This window comes from Vibrio sp. B1-2 (genome assembly GCF_963888445.1).
Taxonomy (GTDB): Bacteria; Pseudomonadota; Gammaproteobacteria; order Enterobacterales; family Vibrionaceae; genus Vibrio; species Vibrio anguillarum.
In genome coordinates this window covers 93641-111322 of the sequence record NZ_CAWPJH010000002.1, presented here as the reverse complement: position 1 = coordinate 111322, position 17682 = coordinate 93641, and the positions used below count along the sequence as shown (strand labels likewise).

The 17682-nt window shown below is 39.8% G+C and carries 18 protein-coding genes and 1 pseudogene; 17 read left to right on the top strand and 2 right to left on the bottom strand.

All coding sequences use genetic code 11. The features are described from left to right. The first annotated feature begins 154 nt into the window (after positions 1–154). Positions 155–361 (top strand): annotated as a pseudogene (locus AACQ75_RS01230) (DUF1289 domain-containing protein). Between the two features lie 119 nt (positions 362–480). On the opposite strand, the gene AACQ75_RS01225 reads toward AACQ75_RS01230, so the two are convergent. Then, positions 481–711 (bottom strand): PAS factor family protein, encoded by a 231-nt coding sequence (locus tag AACQ75_RS01225; protein ID WP_013868597.1) that lies wholly within the window; start codon positions 709–711, stop codon positions 481–483. 231 nt (positions 712–942) lie between these two features. Here AACQ75_RS01225 and AACQ75_RS01220 point away from each other — a divergent pair, with 231 nt between their 5' ends. From AACQ75_RS01220 to AACQ75_RS01210, 3 genes are all read left to right on the top strand, one after another. Beyond that, positions 943–1746 carry an HNH endonuclease gene (locus AACQ75_RS01220; protein WP_170889315.1) on the top strand — a complete coding sequence of 268 codons (804 nt, stop codon included), beginning with the start codon at positions 943–945 and terminating at the stop codon, positions 1744–1746. A 146-nt stretch (positions 1747–1892) separates the two neighbouring features. Next, positions 1893–2597, top strand: coding sequence for an FRG domain-containing protein (locus AACQ75_RS01215; RefSeq protein ID WP_170889314.1), 705 nt, complete (start codon positions 1893–1895; stop codon positions 2595–2597). 172 nt (positions 2598–2769) lie between these two features. Further along, on the top strand, positions 2770–3051 hold the full coding sequence (locus tag AACQ75_RS01210; RefSeq protein WP_170889340.1) for a hypothetical protein: 282 nt from the start codon (positions 2770–2772) through the stop codon (positions 3049–3051). 678 nt (positions 3052–3729) lie between these two features. Here AACQ75_RS01210 and AACQ75_RS01205 read toward each other — a convergent pair. Beyond that, positions 3730–4566, bottom strand: coding sequence for a beta-1,6-N-acetylglucosaminyltransferase (locus tag AACQ75_RS01205; RefSeq protein WP_017046804.1), 837 nt, complete (start codon positions 4564–4566; stop codon positions 3730–3732). A 775-nt stretch (positions 4567–5341) separates the two neighbouring features. On the opposite strand from AACQ75_RS01205, the gene AACQ75_RS01200 reads away from it, so the two are divergent. From AACQ75_RS01200 to AACQ75_RS01140, 13 genes are all read left to right on the top strand, one after another. Beyond that, entirely contained in the window at positions 5342–5758 is a 417-nt protein-coding gene (locus AACQ75_RS01200) for a VOC family protein (RefSeq protein ID WP_017045395.1), read from the top strand. Between the two features lie 140 nt (positions 5759–5898). Beyond that, complete coding sequence (locus AACQ75_RS01195) at positions 5899–6360, top strand: hypothetical protein (protein ID WP_170889313.1); 462 nt, start codon at positions 5899–5901, stop codon at positions 6358–6360. Positions 6361–6989: 629 nt separating this feature from the next. Continuing rightward, positions 6990–7355, top strand: a complete 366-nt coding sequence (locus AACQ75_RS01190) for a hypothetical protein (RefSeq protein WP_170889312.1) — start codon at positions 6990–6992, stop codon at positions 7353–7355. A gap of 217 nt (positions 7356–7572) precedes the next feature. Next, the gene (locus AACQ75_RS01185) at positions 7573–7788 is read left to right on the top strand and encodes a TIGR02450 family Trp-rich protein (RefSeq protein WP_170889311.1); all 216 of its coding nucleotides are present in this window, start codon (positions 7573–7575) and stop codon (positions 7786–7788) included. 158 nt (positions 7789–7946) lie between these two features. Continuing rightward, positions 7947–8492 carry a hypothetical protein gene (locus tag AACQ75_RS01180; protein WP_158160353.1) on the top strand — a complete coding sequence of 182 codons (546 nt, stop codon included), beginning with the start codon at positions 7947–7949 and terminating at the stop codon, positions 8490–8492. Between the two features lie 670 nt (positions 8493–9162). Further along, a complete protein-coding gene (locus AACQ75_RS01175) occupies positions 9163–9645 on the top strand; it encodes a tetratricopeptide repeat protein (protein WP_170889310.1) in 483 nt (160 codons plus the stop codon). A gap of 637 nt (positions 9646–10282) precedes the next feature. After that, positions 10283–10723, top strand: coding sequence for an excinuclease (locus tag AACQ75_RS01170; RefSeq protein WP_170889309.1), 441 nt, complete (start codon positions 10283–10285; stop codon positions 10721–10723). A gap of 1205 nt (positions 10724–11928) precedes the next feature. Continuing rightward, a complete protein-coding gene (locus tag AACQ75_RS01165) occupies positions 11929–12384 on the top strand; it encodes a hypothetical protein (protein WP_170889308.1) in 456 nt (151 codons plus the stop codon). Positions 12385–12500: 116 nt separating this feature from the next. Continuing rightward, the gene (locus AACQ75_RS01160; protein WP_170889307.1) at positions 12501–13034 is read left to right on the top strand and encodes a hypothetical protein; all 534 of its coding nucleotides are present in this window, start codon (positions 12501–12503) and stop codon (positions 13032–13034) included. A 141-nt stretch (positions 13035–13175) separates the two neighbouring features. After that, positions 13176–13610 carry a GNAT family N-acetyltransferase gene (locus AACQ75_RS01155; protein ID WP_170889306.1) on the top strand — a complete coding sequence of 145 codons (435 nt, stop codon included), beginning with the start codon at positions 13176–13178 and terminating at the stop codon, positions 13608–13610. Between the two features lie 1191 nt (positions 13611–14801). Further along, positions 14802–15251: a GyrI-like domain-containing protein gene (locus AACQ75_RS01150; protein WP_170889305.1), complete on the top strand. Its 450-nt coding sequence runs from the start codon at positions 14802–14804 to the stop codon at positions 15249–15251. A gap of 699 nt (positions 15252–15950) precedes the next feature. Next, positions 15951–16910 carry a pPIWI-associating nuclease domain-containing protein gene (locus AACQ75_RS01145; RefSeq protein WP_170889304.1) on the top strand — a complete coding sequence of 320 codons (960 nt, stop codon included), beginning with the start codon at positions 15951–15953 and terminating at the stop codon, positions 16908–16910. A 177-nt stretch (positions 16911–17087) separates the two neighbouring features. Further along, positions 17088–17591 (top strand): DinB family protein, encoded by a 504-nt coding sequence (locus tag AACQ75_RS01140; protein ID WP_170889303.1) that lies wholly within the window; start codon positions 17088–17090, stop codon positions 17589–17591. Positions 17592–17682 lie beyond the last annotated feature (91 nt).

The following is a 17682-nucleotide window of genomic DNA, read 5'->3' as shown; positions in this document are numbered from 1 at the left end:
TATGCGTCAGGTAAAGTGTTTTACGGTGCAATGCAGCGGCTTGGCCAGTGCGTTGTTCACCACTTAATTGGGCGTTATGTGCTAGTGTACGCCGAATTCTTTACTATGATTTCGTTAATAAAGACTACTGCGGAAATGTGATAGGATTTTTGTTATGAAAGATAGGAAAATGAGTGAGGTCGAAGAGCCCAAGTCACCGTGTATTAGACAGTGCTGTTTAGATTAAATGGATATTTGTTTGGGATGTTTTAGATCGTTGAATGAAATTATTGATTGGCATTCTTCAACGATAATTGAAAAGAACAAGATTCTTATCGTATGCTGTCAAAGAAGGAAATTGGCTCAAAAATCGAGGTTTTAGTTTTATCCAAAAGTACTACTGGTGATAATTTTGTCTAAATTGGCTGAGAGTTTGTTAGAAAATGAGCATATAAAAACGGCCCTTGACGTCGTGGGCCGTTGATATTTAGTAATGCAAGGCTAGTGCTCAGGTGTTTCTAGCAGCTTAATGGCACTTTCAACTGCATTATTGATCGCTTGGTCATTTTCAAGTTTTCCTGAACTTGCTGGCCCAAGGGCTCTAGAGTATAGAGCTAATTGTTTGTCCAAAGGCAAGCCCAACTGTTCATACAGATTTTCGCGAATTTTTGCATGTTGTTCAGGGTCTTGGTTTGCAAGGCTAATAAGTGTTTCATAAATAAGAGCTTTCATATCATGTCCATATTATTATAGTTAACTTGGTGCTTATGGATTATAGCTGAGCCCTTAATGTAAATCTTGTGCAACAATCACATAACAAACGGCTCAAGAGGGATTGCCAACGCGTGGCGGTTTTAGTGCAAAATTGAAGTTCAGAGTTTACGGTGTGTTTTTTGAGTTCGGTGGTGCGTTGTCAACCCCTTAGCCGGGCGTTATAACAACGAGTCAAGTTTGGTAATTTAAATGAAGAAGAAAAAGAATCATGGGTTGAGTACTCGCGACAAAATTGAACGCTTGGAAAGTCAGCTCAAGAACAAAAAAAGAAGCAAAGCTCGTTATGACCTGCTGGCTGAAAAAGAACTTCAAGAGCGTGCAAGACAAAAAGAGCTGGCACGTACTGCTGAAATAGCTCGTTTAGAAAGAATAGAATCGTCAAGGATTAAGGTTGAAGATTTAGATGCTTACATCGAAGAAAAGAGCATAGAAGAACTCGAAATTCTTTGGAAAGTTCGTGAAGAAATGTTAAGTACGAAATTTTGTTGTGCAAAACTTCTTTCTAAAATTCGTTTCTTAAAAGGTATTGATTCAAACTATGCTAACCCTATGAACTTGGTTCAGCTAGAGTCTATTGCAGATCTTGATTTGGACGATGGTTACATTCTCCCAGAAATACAAGATGAAAGCAGTAAAATTCAAACTTACTCAAAAATAACTACTCGAACTAAACAAAGTGAATTTCGTTCCACAGTTCTGGAAGCCTACGGTGCTTGCGCTATAACAGGTAGCAAGCTGCCACAAGTACTTGAAGCAGCACATATAGTTCCTTTCAGTGGTAGGAATGATACATTGAAAAATGGAATCCTTCTTCGAGCCGATATTCACAAACTTTTTGATAGCTTCTTGCTATCTATTAACCCTAAAACTAAAAACTTAGAGTTAAATCCGGCTTTAGAATCTGAGTATGGGAAATATAGGAAAGTAGTGCAGACGACAGGTAGTACTGATAATTTATCATGGCATTATAGTCAGTACGTTAAGTTGTTATAACAAAGCATTTAAGAGTGATTCCCAACGCATGGCATTTTTCATTCTATCTTTGAGTGCGGTGTTTACGGTGGTAAGGTTGAGTGTCGTGGTAGCGTTGCTCACACCTTAATGCGGCGTTAGCATACTAAAATTGGGAACAAGTATTTATGAATAAATTGGAGTCTGTCCAAGAGTTACTAGATGTAGTGAGCAAGTTGCCATCAGATGACTATGTTGGAGGATGGTTCTATCGTGGGCAGTCGGATGCTTCTTGGGATCTGGAACCTAAAGCTCATCGTTTTCCACACAACGAGGGAGACAAGTTCGATTTCAAATTTAAAATGTGGCTTAAGCAAGCACATAAATATCCTGAAATGGATTTTGAAAATGAGCTAGAGGCAATGGCAATAGCGCAACATCATGGCTTCGCAACCAAGTTACTAGATTGGTCATCAAATATCTTAACTTCTGCTTTTTTTGCTTGTAGTAGTAATTTTGACAAAGATGGCAAAATCTATGCTTACTTTCCTACGCAATATGCCTATCTAGAAAAAGATGTGTTGGTTCCTGGTGGCAAGCCCGAACGTGTTCTTGGCTATCAGCTAAAGGGAGTTGCAGCGCGACTTCAAGCTCAGTCAGGTTACTTTACTTATCATAAAGAGCCAGAGTTCAAGATCGAAAATGAATTTTTCGAGCCAGCAAAACATCAAACTTTGTTTGAGTGGATCATACCCGCAAATGCTAAGGTATCCATAATACTTATGCTTGACCGTTTGTCAGTGAATTATAAAACCTTGTTCCCAGATTTGGATGGTCTTTCTAAGCATCATTGCTTAATGGATGAAGTAAAGGCAATCCAAAAGCGGAGATAGCGCCTGTTTTATTATGCTAACAAACGCTTCAAGAGGGACAGCCAACGCGCGGCATTTTTGCCATGCGTTGGTTTTTGTGATTACGGTGTTATGCGGAAGCTTAGTAGTAGCGTTGGCTGCCCCTTAAGCGGGCGTTATATTTTTTTAAGTTCAGCAATCAAAAGGATTCATGATGAACGTGGATAAAGCGAAAAAACGCATATTGAAACGAGTACAAAGAGGTTTCAAAGGTTATCCGCAAATATCATTAGAGTATTTCGGTAAAACGACGGATTTAGCGACCGAAGTCGTTATCACCTTTTTACCTGAGGAGAATGCCGAGCCTCAAATACAACGCTTTACAAGTAACAAAGATGCCCGCGAAGACGAAGCGATTCAATCTGTATTGTTAAAAATCATTGAGCGTGCGGAAGCTGCTACAGTTTTGGAAAAGCACGAAATATCAGTTTGTTAATGGTTTTTCTGCAATCCTAAGCAGTCGGTCACGTTAGCGTAGAGGATAAAAATATAACAAACGGCTCAAGAGGGATTGCCAACGCTTGGCGACTTTAGTGCAAAATTGAAGTTCAGTGTTTATAGTGTGTTTTTTAAGTTCGGCGGTGCGTTGTCAACCCCTTAGCCGGGCGTTAGGCAAAGTGAGTTTTTATCAGCTAAATCGGGTTTGAATTGAACGGTGAATTCAATGTTCTCATGGCTGGACTTAAGCAATAAATCGTCATCACATATTTGTTGTTTCTTGATCGCGTTGGGTTGCTTAGCGCTGTAAATTCAGCGGCAAAATAACCTTCAGCATCCAAACGTCCGCCGAGCATGCTACGCTCGTCACTTTTCTTCCAAATCGCTCAATTTGAGTTTTTTGTTTCTTTGCTGCGTTGGAGTTTTGGTTTATAAATGAATCGGTTAGTGTTTTTCAAGTTTACAAAAAGCTTTGTTCTTGGGTTTTGAAAGTATTGTTGTCAATTGGTTGGCCTAACAAACGGCTCAAGAGGGATTGCCAACGCGTGGCGGCTTTAGCGCAAAATTGAAGTTCAATGTTTACAGTGTGTTTTTTGAGTTCGGCGGTGCGTTGTCAACCCCTTAGCCGGGCGTTAGGTTTCTTTGAGCCACCCCGTTGAGGGTAGCTCATTAAAAATTAGACTGTTGCAGCGAGGTGATGTTCGATCCTATCCAAGACTTTAGCATCCTCTAATAGGTCAAATTTTCGAGCGAAAAGGTTAGGGCTCGAAATTAAGTTAGAAATATCGGCCATTGTAAACGTCCTCGGTCTAAGCTTTATATCTCCATCTGGTACCCAATCGATAAGTCGCAAGTCATCTTGAATTATTTCACCATGACAATCGTTATTCATCATAACTGTTTGGAAAAATCCTTCATCAGCAATAAATGTATTTTTATAAAATTCTTTATAGGGCTGAGATGCATCCGTGTTACAAACAAAATCACAGAATTTTCGTGACACAATCATCCATTGGGTGCCAATAAATGGTGTTATCCCTGACATGAATTTTCTAGCTATTTTAGGTCGGTAAATATGCTCTTTATATTCAAAGCACATATTTTGTATGCGATTCATCGTTTCAGGCCTAGCTTCATTTTGGTCTAGTGCTCGAATAAATTCCTTGTCTTTATTGTTTGACAAAAACTCATGAATATATGGCTGAGTTTTCAATGGAAAATCTTGTCCACTTAGGTTTATAAAATGCGTCCAGCTTTTGTTCATATTCAATAGCTTAGCCATACCACGAAGTTCAATATTAACTAAACTATACCCACCCCATAGTGCATTTTCTGATTCAAGAATTTCAGCATTTTGGTAATCATTTAGAAACAAAGTTATTTCATCTGAAATTTCTTTTCCAGAAGTTTTGTCAACATGGATAACGTAATGATTATTTGGGTGGTATATTGCATGAAATAGCCGTTTAAATTGATCTGGATAGCGGTGAACGAGAATAAGATAAGCAATCATTAGATCATTCCTTGAGAAATCTGGAATATTTATTTTCACGCTCCAGTTATCTCAGTTAGGGAATGTATGTTCTGAGTGGTAAGGCGTGTTCTTATCCATAGACTATATGGGGGTTCTGTCTTGATTAATCAATAGCAATGAAATATAAACCTAACAAACGCTTCAAGATGGACAGCCAACGCGTGGCATTTTTATCATGCGTTGGGTTTCGTGATTATGGTGTTATGCGGAAAGTTGGTAGTAGCGTTGTCTGCCCCTTAAGCGGGCGTTATGTTTAATCACGTCAAATCAGTTGGTTGTATCTTTTCTTTGCTCCCTCGGCTTGTTGGTTTTGTGCTTGTCGGCAAGTTGGCTTCGTCTGGCGCTACTTTCTGGACATCTATTCTTTGGCGCTGAAAATTCAGAGAATTGCCTCAATCAGTTTTCGCGTAAGCGCGAGGTTAGGGCGGTTGGTTCAATCAGAAATTTGATCTTAGTTTTATGGTCTTGGATAGCCGAAATTCGAAGTATGTTTTTCAAAACTATGAGTTGTTTCGGTTTTCTACGTTTTGGTTTTTGTTTATGAATCAAAGTCGAGTTAATCTTGGTTCAGGCAAAACGTAAGTTATTGAAGCTTAAGCATAACAAAGCGTTCAAGAGGGACTTGGCACGCGTGGCATTTTCGGATTGCAGTTTGTTTAGTGGTTAAGGTGTTATGCGGCAACTTTTGTATTGCGTGCCTGCGCCCCTTAACGCGGCGTTATGCTACCAGTCGAAATCTTCAATAAGGAATACTATGAAACAGAACATTGTCCATATTGCTTTAGTTGTAAAAGATTATGATGAAGCCATTGATTTTTATGTAAACAAACTCAAATTTGAACTTATTGAAGATACTCATCAACCTGAACAAGACAAACGTTGGGTGGTTGTGGCTCCACCAAATTCTCATGGTGTTACGCTATTACTTGCCAGAGCCTCGAAGCCAGAGCAGCATGATTTCATTGGGAATCAAGCAGGCGGTCGAGTATTTCTGTTCTTAAATACTGATGATTTCTGGCGTGACTTTAAGCGTATGAAATCGATTGGTATTAATTTCGTCCGCGAGCCAACAGAAGAAGACTATGGAACGGTAGCAGTGTTTGAAGACTTGTATGGAAACTTGTGGGATCTTCTTCAATTGAATCCAAGCCATCCAATGGCAAAAAGGTAGCATAACAAACGGCTCAAGAGGGATTGCCAACGCTTGGCGACTTTAGTACAAAATTGAAGTTCAGTGATTACGGTGTGTTTTTTGAGTTCGGCAATGCGTTGTCAACCCCTTAGCCGGGCGTTATGTGAATGGAGCGAAAAATGGACATATCTTCAATTACAACCGCATTGGCGGGACTGAAAAGTGCAACAGAAATTGCTACTTGGATTAAAAATTCAGGTTCAACTTTGGAAGATGCTGAAACAAAGCTAAAGTTGGCAGAGCTCATAAATGCGCTTGCAGATACGAAAGTAGAAGTTGCAAATTTCAAAGAGTTGCTATTAGAAAAAGATGAAATAATCCGTGGTTTGCAGCAAGAAAAATCAAAGCAAGCTAGTGTTGTTTGGGAAGAACCATTTTATTTTATAGTTGAAGAAGATAATCAAAAAATTGGCCCATACTGCCAGTGTTGCTACGACAGTGATGGCTCTTTAGTTCGAGTTCTTTCTCCTGCTAAAAATGGCTATTGGTCTTGTCATAAGTGTGATAGTGGTTATCGAGATTCTACATATAAAACTACAATCCAAACTGTTCGCAGGCGTGACATTTTTGGTAACTACTAAAAATTCACATAACAAACAATTCAAGTGGATTCTCAACGCGTGGCAGTTTTACTATGCGTCAGGTAAAGTGTTTACGGTGTTATGCAGCGGCTTGGTCAGTGCGTTGTTCACCACTTAATTGGGCGTTAGGCAAAGTGAGTTGTTATCAGCTAAATAGCGTTGGAATTGAGCAGTAAATTCCATGTTTTGTGGCTTAACTTAAGCCATAAATAATCATCACATATTTGTCGTTTCTTGATCGTGTTGGGTTGTTTAACGCTGTGAATTCATCGGTAAAATAACCTTCAGCATCCAAACGTCCGCCGAGAATGCTACGCTCGTCATTTTTCTTCCAAATCGCTCAGTTTGAATTTTTTGTTTCTTTGCTGATTTAGCATTTTGGTTTATAAATGAATCGGTTAGTTTGTTTTAAGTTTACAAAAAAAGCTCGTTCTTTAGTTTTAAAAGTGTCGGCGTCAATCAGTTGGCCTAACAAACGGCTTAAGAGGGATTGCCAACGCGTCGCTGCTTTAGTTCAAAATTGAAGTTCAGTGTTTACAGTGTGTTTTTTGGGTTTGGCAGTGCGTTGTCAACCCCTTAGCCGGGCGTTATGGCTTTCTCTAATTCAGTACAAATAAAAAGGAAATAAAATGAACCTAAATGCATTAAGAGAGATTATTGAAAATCACGAACACTTATTGGTGGAGCGTGCCCAAAGTATGGGGCTTGAAGAGCAATCAGTGCGAGCTGCGGCGTTAATCGTCGATGATCGTGGGTACGATGCTTTAGTTGGTCGCCAAATTTGGGTATTTGATAATGCTGTTCGACCTCTTATTGAGGATGTGTCTTGTGACGGATACCAAGGCTTATTTGGCGAAGATCAGAACGAATGTCCAAATATCCTAGAAGACGATGATTTGGTTGAATGCTACCAAAACGAATCTTTTCTATGCGAAGCTTGCCAAGGAAATTCTAATAGTGACTCCGCTGCAAGAGATAGTTTCATGCGCGAATAAGCTCAAAGCCATAACAAACGCTTCAAGAGGGACAGCCAACGCACGGCATTTTTACTGTGCGTTGATTTCGGTGGTTAGGGTGTTATGCGGAAAGTTGGTAGTAGCGTTGTCTGCCCCTTAAGCGGGCGTTAGGTGTCTTTAGTAACGCAGCTATCAATTGAACTTATTTTTCAAAATGTCCGTAAAATAATGAATTCATGATATTACGGAGTTAAAAATGAATCAGATTAATCCGGCAAAATTGCGTAATAGCAAATGGACAGCTGTAAAACCGATAAATCGAGAGAAACACTTTTTGGTGTCAGAGGTTGACTATGAAGAAGACGGTTCAGTAACTTTGTGTAAGTTAGAATCTATTCTTTCCCAAAATGAATATTCCATTGATTGGCTTGAGTTAAAAAATGAAGAAAAATGGTCTCAAGGTTGGACATAATCGGCATTTGGGTAATACACCTAACAAACGGCTCAAGAGGGATTGCCAACGCTTGGCGGCTTTAGTTCAAAATTGAAGTTTAGTGTTTACAGTGTGTTTTTTAAGTTCGGCAGTGCGTTGTCAACCCCTTAGCCGGGCGTTATGTTCACGGAGATAAAATGTCACATCCTATTTATTACAATTCGATCGTACATGAGGCGTATTACATTGAACAATTGGCTTCGGCAAGTGCCAATCATGTGCTCAAGTTATTAGAATTGTACAATACAGAAAAAGCGGAAGAATACGTTATTTCTGAATATGAAATAGAGTATGCGTCTTACGTTGAGTGGCTAATAGAAACTGTAAGTAGCCACTTAATTCTATGTGCTACGCGTACGAGGGTTTTACAAGATAGTTACGATTTTTCTAGTGACGATAATCCTCAATATTCGCCAGACCTTGAAGCTTTCGAGCATTTCGAAGAAATAGCAGAAGTAAAAAAAGGAAGCTTCAAACCTTCTCTTCGTGAGTGTTGTAATAAAATTATTCATGCAACCTCGTACGATTTAGTGTTTGCTAAAAATGAAGCTGGTTCTGACTATTGGGTAGGAAAATGTGAGCTCAAAGGTAGCTTCAATAACAAAGAGTGGGTCATTGTGTTGGATGCTACGAAGTTTTGTTTTGCTTTAAGGTATTACATTGATTTGGTTAAGCATCTTTAGCAATGTGAACATAACAAACGCTTTAAGACGGATTCGCAACGCTCGGCGGTTTTGGTTTGATTTAGCTTTTGTGTTTACGGTGCAATAATTGATTTTCGTGGTAGCGTTGCTCACCACTTAAGCGGGCGTTATGCAACTCAGGTAAATTTAGAGGTTCAATCTTTTTAGATTTCTCCGGCCATTCGTTTTGTGCCGTCGGCAAATCAGCTTTTTTACCCTCAAATTCGTGGTTCACTCAAGCCGTAAAACAGGTAAGGTTCTTTGTTTGTCTCAATGAGTTTTTGTGTTGGTTTGTTGCCAATTCAGCGTGCGCAAAGTGTGGAAAGGGCAAGTTTATCGAGCATTTTGTACTTGCTGAAAGTCTTGCTTGTTGAGTTTGTCTCATTCAAAAGCTTGGTTTGTTGTTGAACGGTGGACTTTGTTTTGGCGGCTTATTTATCACGGCTCCTGCTTGGGTTGATTCTTGAATCACTCAACCATTGCAATCGTGGCTTTTGATCGAGTAAAGTCAGTTTATCTTATTGAATTTGCATAACAAACGGCTCAAGAGGGATTGCCAACGCGTGGCGACTTTAGTGCAAAATTGCAGTCCAGTGTTTAAGTGTGTTTTTTAAGTTCGGCGGTGCGTTGTCAACCCCTTAGCCGGGCGTTATAAGCTTCGAGGAAAATTATGGAAAGTCTCATCAAACAAGCGATTGAATTGCGGAAAAAGGCTAAGTATCAAGAGTCGAGAGCTTTACTAAAAACGTTATTAAATGATGAGGCTTATTCTGCTAAGGCTCACTTACAAATTGCTTGGTCGTACGACAATGAGGGTAAAGAGCAAGAAGCGGTTGCTCATTATCTGTTGTCTCTTTCGGGTCTACTTTCGTCGGTAGAAAGGTTTGATGCTTTGTTTGGGCTAGCGAGCACTTATCGAACCCTTGGCATGTATTCAGAGGCGTTATGCTATTTCGAGCAAACTCTCAGTGACTACCCTGGTTCTATTGAAGTTCAGCCTTTCTATGCCATGTGCCTCTACAACTTGGGACGCTATAAAGAAGCGATATCATTGCTACTTGGACTTCTAGTATCGACCACGAATAGTGATGCAATTAAAGAGTATCAGCGAGCTATTTCTTTATACGCACAAGACTTAGATAAAACATGGTAAAACGAAGCACGCTTATAACAAACGGCTCAAGAGGGATTGCCAACGCTTGGCGACTTTAGTGCAAAATTGAAGTTCAGTGTTTACAGTGTGTTTTTTGAGTTCGGCTATGCGTTGTCAACCCCTTAGCCGGGCGTTAGGCAAAGTGAGTTTTTATCAGCTAAATCGAGTTGGAATTGAACGGTAAATTCCATGTTTTCTAGCTTAAGTTAAGCAATAAATAATCATCACATATTTGTTGTTTCTTGATCGCGTTGAGTTGTTTTTCGTTGTGAGTTTAGCGGCAAAATAACCTTCAGCATCCAAACGTCCGCCGAGCATGCTACGCTCGTCACTTTTCTTCCAAATCGCTCAATTTGAGTTTTTTGGTCTCTTTGCTGATTCAGTATTTTGGTTTATAAATGAATCGGTTAGTTTGTTTTAAGTTTATAAAAAGCCTTGTTCTTTGGTTGTGAAAGTGTCGGTGTCAATTGGTTGGCCTAACAAACGGCTCAAGAGGGATTGCCAACGCGTGGCGGCTTTAGTTCAAAATTGAAGTTCAGTGTTTACGGTGTGTTTTTTAAGTTCGGCGGTGCGTTGTCAACCCCTTAGCCGGGCGTTATGCTCTAGTCACAATCAAACTATTTTGGAATTTATCACAATGAAAAAATTAACAATTCTAGCTATTTCATCACTGGCTTTCTTCTCATCAAGCACTTTCGCTAGAGATGATGTGGGTAATTATTCGATTACAAAGGCAATGAGCTCTGAAGTGGCTAAATCTAAATTAGGCTCTGAAGTTTCATTTTACTTTGGCGAGCAGAGTTACGGCAAAGTTCTCAAAAAATTAGGTGAATTTAAAACCAGTAAAAAAACGAACGCTTTCAATAAAACAGATGAAGAAGCGTGCAACTGGGTTTTTCTTTCCGCCATGATTGCTCTTAAAGACAGAGCGATAAAAGAAGGTGGAAATGCAGTAGTTAATATCAAATCAAATTACAAAAATAACCTCACTTCAAGCAACGATACTTTTCAATGTGGTGCTGGAGCCGTAATGGCTGGAGTTGCATTGAGTGGTGAAGTTGTGAAGCTCAAAAAATAAGCATAACAAACGGTTAAAGAGGGATTGTCAACGCTCGTCGACTTTAGTTCAAAATTGAAATTCAGCGTTTACGGGGTGTTTTTTGAGTTAAGTGGTGCGTTGTCAACCCCTTAACCGGGCGTTATGCAACTCAGATAAATTTAGGGGTTCAATCTTTTTAGATTTCTCCGGCCATTCGTTTTGTGTTGTCGGCAAATGGGCATTTTTACCCTCAAATTCGTGGTTAACTCAAACCGTAAAACAGCAAGGTTCTTTGTTTGCCTCAATCAGTTTTTGCGTTGGTTTGTTGTGAATTCAGCGTGCGCAAAGTGTGGAAAGGGCAAGTTAATCGATCATTTTGCTTTTGCTGAAGGTTTCGCTCGTTGAGTTTTCCTGATTCAAAAGCTTGGTTTGTTGCTGAAAGGTGGACTTTGTTTTGGCGGCTCATTTATCACGGCTCTGGCTTGGGTTGATTCTTGAATCACTCAACCATTGCAATTGTGGCTTTTGATCGAGTAAAGTCAGTTTATCTTATTGAATTTGCATAACAAACGGCTCAAGAGGGATTGTCAACGCGTGGCGGCTTTAGTACAAAATTGAAGTTCAGTGTTTACAGTGTGTTTTTTGAGTTCGGTGGTGCGTTGTCAACCCCTTAGCCGGGCGTTATGCAACTCAGGTAAATTTAGGGGTTCAATCTTTTGGAATTTCTCCGGCTATTCGTTTTGTGCTGTCGGCAAATGAGCATTTTTACCCTCAAATTCTTGGTTAACTCAAACCGTAAAACAGGCAATTTTCTTTGTTTGCCTCAATTGGTTTTAGCGTTGGGGCGTTGTCAGTTTTGCGGGTGAAAAGTGTGGAAATGGCAAGTTAATCGATCATTTCGCATTTGCTGAAAGTCTTGCTTGTTGAGTTTGTCTCATTCAAAAGCTTGGTTTGTCGCTGAAAGGTGGACTTTGTTTTGGTGGCTTATTTATCACGGTTCAGGCTTTGGCTGATTCTTGGTTCACTTAACCAATATTTTGATTGTTTTCTTAATCAAATTTGGTGTAACTTCTGGTTTATCTTATTGAATTTGCATAACAAAGCATTTAAGACGGATTCGCAACGCTTGGCGGTTTTAGTGTAAATTCAGTTTTTGCGTTTTAAGTGGTTTGTCGAGGCATTGGTGTTTAGCGTCGCTCACCACTTAATGCGACGTTATAGCGCAGGTAAATTTGGAGTTTCATTTGAATAAAGATATCAATAAGATTATCCATCAAATTCGAGAGATTCTAGCTGGATTTGAAAGGTCAGACTTTCACAGTATGACTAGCTTTTATTTTTCATCTGGCTTTCCTGCTGGCTGCTGTGGAGATGCGACCGATTTGCTAGGGTTATATTTCTTGAAATATCATGGCCTAGATAGTGAGTACGTTTGTGGTCACGGGTTAGGAAATAACTCAAATCAAACTCACGCATGGTTGGTGTGCGAGGGCTACATTATCGATATTACAGCCGATCAGTTTAATGATGATGGTTATGAACTAGCCTCAGTTATAATCGATAAACAAAGCTCATTTCATGAGTTATTCGATGAAACGACCAGTCGACCTACAAGTATTGAGTACCTTAAAGGTACTGGTATTCCAAGTGTATTGGCAAAAGTACTGTCAATAATGCAAGTTCGTGAAAATGCGCTATAACAAACGCTTCAAGAGGGACAGCCAACGCGCAGCATTTTTAATATGCATTGGTTTTTGTGGTTACGGTGTTATGCGGAAAGTTAGTAGTAGCGTTGGCTGCCCCTTAAGCGGGCGTTATGTTTAATTTTAGCAATGGTTTTTATATGAAAAGAATTTGTTTACTTCTGGGGTTAACCCTCGTATTGGCAGGTTGTGCGTCTACTAATACGGACGCAAGTAAGTTTGCAACACTCCAAAATCAAAAAATTAAAGATGGAGAAAATAAGCATTCATTGATGTTTAGAACGGTGAATGGTAAAAAACTCGAAATACCCATTTTTACAACCCCATATAAAGCAACTCATTTGGTTTCTGCTGGTACAAGCTCTTTAGATATTGAAGTAACTCATACTTCAAATACAACTGAAGTGGTTTGGGCATCTCGATTTGAAGCAGAGATAAATTTGGTTGCAGGTGAAAAATATTTTATAAAAGCCAACGAAACTAATTGGTGTATAAATATGACCGTGGTTAATGCAAAAGGAGAAGAGGTTTCGTCTAAGCAATCCAAACCACTTTACCCATTTATAAGTATGAATCATATGAAAGATAGGTCGTTGATGGAACGCGTTCTAAACAAAGTGAAAAATGCCAAGTGTGAGAGTATTTAAACATAACAAACGGTTCAAGAGGGACAGCCAACGCGCGGCATTTTTACTATGCGTTGGTTTTGGTGATTACGGTGTTATGCGGAAAGTTGGTAGTAGCGTTGGCTGCCCCTTAACCGGGCGTTATAAGCTTTGGAGGCTTTAGTGATTACAATTCGAGAAATGGATATTTCCGATTACGATTCAGTGATTGATCTGTGGCGCCAGACGGAAAGCTTGTCATTAAGAGATGCTGATTCTAAACAAAGCATTGAAAGTTACCTTAACCGAAACTCTGGGCTAAGTTTTGTTGCGTTAAGCGGCAATAACATTATTGGTGCGGTACTCGTTGGGACCGATGGTCGCAGAGGGTATCTGCAACATTTGGCTGTTTCATCAGAATTTCGAGGCCAAAAAATAGGTAAAGCTTTGGTTGAAAAATCAGTTGATGCTTTGACTTCGATTGGTGTTTCAAAGACGCATTTATTTGTTTATAGCAATAATGTTAATGCGCAAAATTTTTACGAAAAATTAGGCTGGCTTCCAAGGGATGAAATACGCATGTATTCATTTAATAACTCAAGTAATCCAAACGTTTAGTGGCAGCTTATAACAAACGGCTCAAGAGGGATTGCCAACGCTTGGCGACTTTAGTACAAAATTGAAGCTCAGTGTTTACAGTATGTTTTTTAAGTTCGGCGGTGCGTTGTCAACCCCTTAGCCGGGCGTTATGCAACTCAGGTAATTTTAGGGGTTCAATCTTTTGGATTTCTCCGACCATTCGTTTGGTGTTGTCGGCAAATGAGCACTTTTACCCTCAAATCCGTGGTTCACTCAAGCCGTAAAACAGCTAAGGTTCTTTGTTTGCCTCAATCAATTTTAGCGCTGGTTCGTTGCCAATTCAGCGTGCGCAAAGTGTGGAAAGAGCAAGTTTATCGAGCGTTTTACAGCTGCTGAAAGTCTTGCTTGTTGAGTTTGTCTCATTCAAAAGCTTGGTTGGTTGTTGAAAGGTGGACTTTGTTTTGGCGGCTCATCTATCACAGTTCTTGCTTGGGTTGGTTCTTGAATCACTCAACCATTGCAATCGTGGCTTTTGATCGAGATAAGTCAGTTTATCTTATTGAATTTGCATAACAAACGGCTCAAGAGGGATTGCCAACGCTTGGCGACTTTAGTGCAAAATTGAAGTTCAGTGTTTACAGTGGTTTTTTGAGTTCGGCGGTGCGTTGTCAACCCCTTAGCCGGGCGTTATGCAACTCAGGTAAAGTTAGGGGTTCAATCTTTTTAGATTTCTCCGGCCATTCGTTTTGTGTTGTCGGCAGATGAGCTTTTTTACCCTAAAATTCGTGGTTAACTCAAACCGTAAAACAGGCAAGGTTCTTTGTTTGCCTCAATGAGTTTTGGTGCTGGTTTGTTGTCAATTCAGCGTGCGCAAAGTGTGGAAAGGGCAAGTTAATCGAGCATTTTGCACTTGCTGAAAGTCTTGCTTGTTGAGTTTGTCTGATTCAAAAGCTTGGTTTGTTGCTGAAAGGTGGACTTTGTTTTGGCGGCTCATTTATCACGGCTCTGGCTTGGGTTGATTCTTGAATCACTCAACCATTGCAATTGTGGCTTTTGGTCGTGTAAAGTCGGTTTATCTCATTGAATTTGCATAACAAACGGCTCAAGAGGGATTGCCAACGCATAGCGACTTTAGTACAAAATTGAAGTTTAGTGTTTAAGGTGTGTTTTTTTGAGTTCGGCGGTGCGTTGTCAACCCCTTAGCCGGGCGTTATGTAACTAGGAGAAAAAATGAGCATCAATGAAATGAATGGTTTTGAAGTTACTGGTTTTGTCATTCGTACAACTAATGCGGATGAAGTAAATTCATCGACTGCAAAAATTGGAAATCTTTGGGCTAAATTTTACACAAATGCTGCTCCAAAGTTAGATGAAAAATCAAAAGTTTATGGCTTGTACACAAACTATGAGTCTGATTTTACAGGTGCTTTTGACGTTATTGCTTGTTCGGATACCTTATCACCAGAAATATTACCAGACTCAGTAAAAGTAAATGTTACTTCTGGTAAGTACGTGACTTTTGCTGCGAGCGGTGAAATGCCACAAGCAGTTATAGATCTTTGGGGTGAAGTTTGGAATTACTTTAGCTCTGAAAGCTGTCCTCACGCACGAGCATACACAACAGACTTTGAATATTATAAAAGTGCTCATGAAGTCGAGATCTCTATTTCTGTCAAATAGTTACATAACAAACGGCTCAAGAGGGATTGCCAACGCGTGGCGGCTTTAGTTCAAAATTGAAGTTCAGTGTTTACAGTGTGTTTTTTAAGTTCGGCTATGCGTTGTCAACCCCTTAGCCGGGCGTTAGCTGAGGTTAAGAAAAACCATAAAATTAAGCGCTTATTTTTCTTAGTCTGAGGCTCTAGCTTTACACCTGAAAGTCAGCACTTTTCCGCGTATCTCGCCAGTGGCACTGTTCGTGAAGTGGTTGAACTAACCGAAGTCTTCTTACGGGAAGTGATGTGTTTGTTTATTTCTTTGGTGTGGCTTCTTTGGTTTTGAAGCTCTTTCGCGCTCAAATGGGTTTCACGCACTTGGTTGTTGGCTTCTTCGACATAATTCTTTGTAAATTTAAGCTCTAGAAACTCGTCAAATTTTGTTGTTATTTCTTCTTTGCCAAGTGCGTTTCGTGGATTAGGTTTTAGTTTCTCAGTTGTCCGTTTTACTTTGCCGGTTGAAAGCAATAATGTGTTTTAAATTAGGCCGTTGGGTAGTCAATCTCCGGCTAAAGTGTAGCAGCTAACAAACGGCTCAAGAGGGATTGCCAACGCGTGGTGGCTTTAGTGCAAAATTGAAGTTCAGTGTTTACGGTGTGTTTTTTGAGTTCGGCGGTACGTTGTCAACCCCTTAGCCGGGCGTTATATTTTTTGGAGAAACTCGGTGATAACTAAAATTAAGAAAACTCGAAAACGAATGGCGAAGGTGCAACAAAGAACTTATGGGGTACGTGTCAGGAGTGGACGAAGCACTTTATATAATCATCTAATTAATGATGACAATTCGCAAAAAATCTTATCTCACTTGGGCGTTGGCTTTGAGCAGAATTTGTTTCTAGCCTCACTTGAAAATTTATCTGATAAAGGTAACCCAGTTCGCTTCAATAACTTTGCTTATTGTATGCGAGAAATAATTAGCATAATCCTAGCTAAGTATTCAGATGACGATGAAATTCAAAGATGTGCGTGGTTTGTACCACCTTCGGATACAACAGTAACTCGCAAACAGCGTGTAATATATTCAATTTGTGGTGGCTTAGAGCTTGACTATGTTAAGCGTGAAGTTCTTCAAATTGAAGAAGACGAAGAAAATATCCTTGATCAGACATTAAAAGTATTTGGCAAAAAATTTGGTGAGTTGAGTAAATATACCCATGTTCGATCCGATAGCTCGTTCAATATCAGTAATGATCTTTGTGAGAAATTGTCAAAAGAAGTATTGAAGTTAACTAGTGACATTGTTCGTTTGGTTGAACAATGTCGTAGTGAAATTCAAAATTTAGTACGTGAGCAAATCAGTGAGACTGTTACTCAAGAAGCTCTCACAACTACGCTAGAGGGCTTAGATATATTGTCATCTCACGGGCACGTAAATGATGTGGAAGTCTCGGAATTTTCAGTTGATGACATTGACAGTCAATGGCTGAAGGTTAAGGGAACTGGCTATGCTTATTGTACATTGGTTTGGGGATCAGGAAGCGATTTTAGAAACGACAATGGCGCGACTATGGATGAAGATTTCCCTCTCAATTTTACGGCGCATATACCTTTGGGTAATTTCAATGATGTCCAAATATTTGAAGGGGATATTGATGTAGACAACCGTGAGTGGTTTGGCGAATAAAGAAATATAACAATCTGTTTAAGAGTGATTCGCAACGCGTGGCATTTTTACTATGCGTTGCGTTTAGTGTTTAAGGTGGTATGCGGCGGCTTAAGTACTGCGTTGCTCACACCTTAACAGGGCGTTAGGTGCCAATCAGTTATCATCAGTTTTCAAGAAATAAATCGTGGAGAAAAAATGCAGTTTGCTAGTGCGTTTCAATATAAAAAATGGGCAAACGATGAGTTGCTTGAGTTAGGTGAAAAACAATTTTCACAGTTACCAGAAAACGATGCGACCTTTTTCGTTCGGATTTTGAATCACACAACGGTCGTGGATAGTCTTTTTATCAGTCGTATTTTAGGTGAGCCCGAAAAGTACAGTGGTGGCAATACCGTCGAGACTCCTTCATTGTCAGAGTTACAACGAATCATAAATGAGCATGACTCATGGCTTATTGATTTTACAAAATCAGTGAGTGCAGACGAACTCAAACGTAATGTGATTTTCCGTTTTATCGATGGTGGTTTTGGACAGTTAACAATAGAAGAAATTTTGCTTCATTTACTGACGCATGGCAGTAATCATCGAGGTATGGCCTCAAGAGTGTTAGCTGAAAATGGTCTTGAGCGTCCGAAAGATACTTTTACTCGATACTTGCATGAAACAGAGCCCAAAAGACGATTGTGTTCAGGCACCTAACAAACAATTCAAGCAGACCCTCAACGCGTGGCATTTTTGTTTTGCGTTGAGTTTGGTGATTACGGTGTTGTGCGAGAAGTTGGTAGTTGCG

Bases quoted from the DNA above. Each gene is read 5' to 3' on its own strand.
- AACQ75_RS01160 (WP_170889307.1), top strand. From the start codon at position 12,501: ATGTTTAATTTTAGCAATGGTTTTTATATGAAAAGAATTTGTTTACTT.
- AACQ75_RS01205 (WP_017046804.1), bottom strand. From the start codon at position 4,566: ATGATTGCTTATCTTATTCTCGTTCACCGCTATCCAGATCAATTTAAA.
- AACQ75_RS01220 (WP_170889315.1), top strand. From the start codon at position 943: ATGAAGAAGAAAAAGAATCATGGGTTGAGTACTCGCGACAAAATTGAA.
- AACQ75_RS01140 (WP_170889303.1), top strand. From the start codon at position 17,088: ATGCAGTTTGCTAGTGCGTTTCAATATAAAAAATGGGCAAACGATGAG.
- AACQ75_RS01200 (WP_017045395.1), top strand. From the start codon at position 5,342: ATGAAACAGAACATTGTCCATATTGCTTTAGTTGTAAAAGATTATGAT.
- AACQ75_RS01150 (WP_170889305.1), top strand. From the start codon at position 14,802: ATGAGCATCAATGAAATGAATGGTTTTGAAGTTACTGGTTTTGTCATT.
- AACQ75_RS01195 (WP_170889313.1), top strand. From the start codon at position 5,899: ATGGACATATCTTCAATTACAACCGCATTGGCGGGACTGAAAAGTGCA.
- AACQ75_RS01175 (WP_170889310.1), top strand. From the start codon at position 9,163: ATGGAAAGTCTCATCAAACAAGCGATTGAATTGCGGAAAAAGGCTAAG.
- AACQ75_RS01170 (WP_170889309.1), top strand. From the start codon at position 10,283: ATGAAAAAATTAACAATTCTAGCTATTTCATCACTGGCTTTCTTCTCA.
- AACQ75_RS01225 (WP_013868597.1), bottom strand. From the start codon at position 711: ATGAAAGCTCTTATTTATGAAACACTTATTAGCCTTGCAAACCAAGAC.
- AACQ75_RS01185 (WP_170889311.1), top strand. From the start codon at position 7,573: ATGAATCAGATTAATCCGGCAAAATTGCGTAATAGCAAATGGACAGCT.
- AACQ75_RS01180 (WP_158160353.1), top strand. From the start codon at position 7,947: ATGTCACATCCTATTTATTACAATTCGATCGTACATGAGGCGTATTAC.
- AACQ75_RS01210 (WP_170889340.1), top strand. From the start codon at position 2,770: ATGAACGTGGATAAAGCGAAAAAACGCATATTGAAACGAGTACAAAGA.
- AACQ75_RS01215 (WP_170889314.1), top strand. From the start codon at position 1,893: ATGAATAAATTGGAGTCTGTCCAAGAGTTACTAGATGTAGTGAGCAAG.
- AACQ75_RS01190 (WP_170889312.1), top strand. From the start codon at position 6,990: ATGAACCTAAATGCATTAAGAGAGATTATTGAAAATCACGAACACTTA.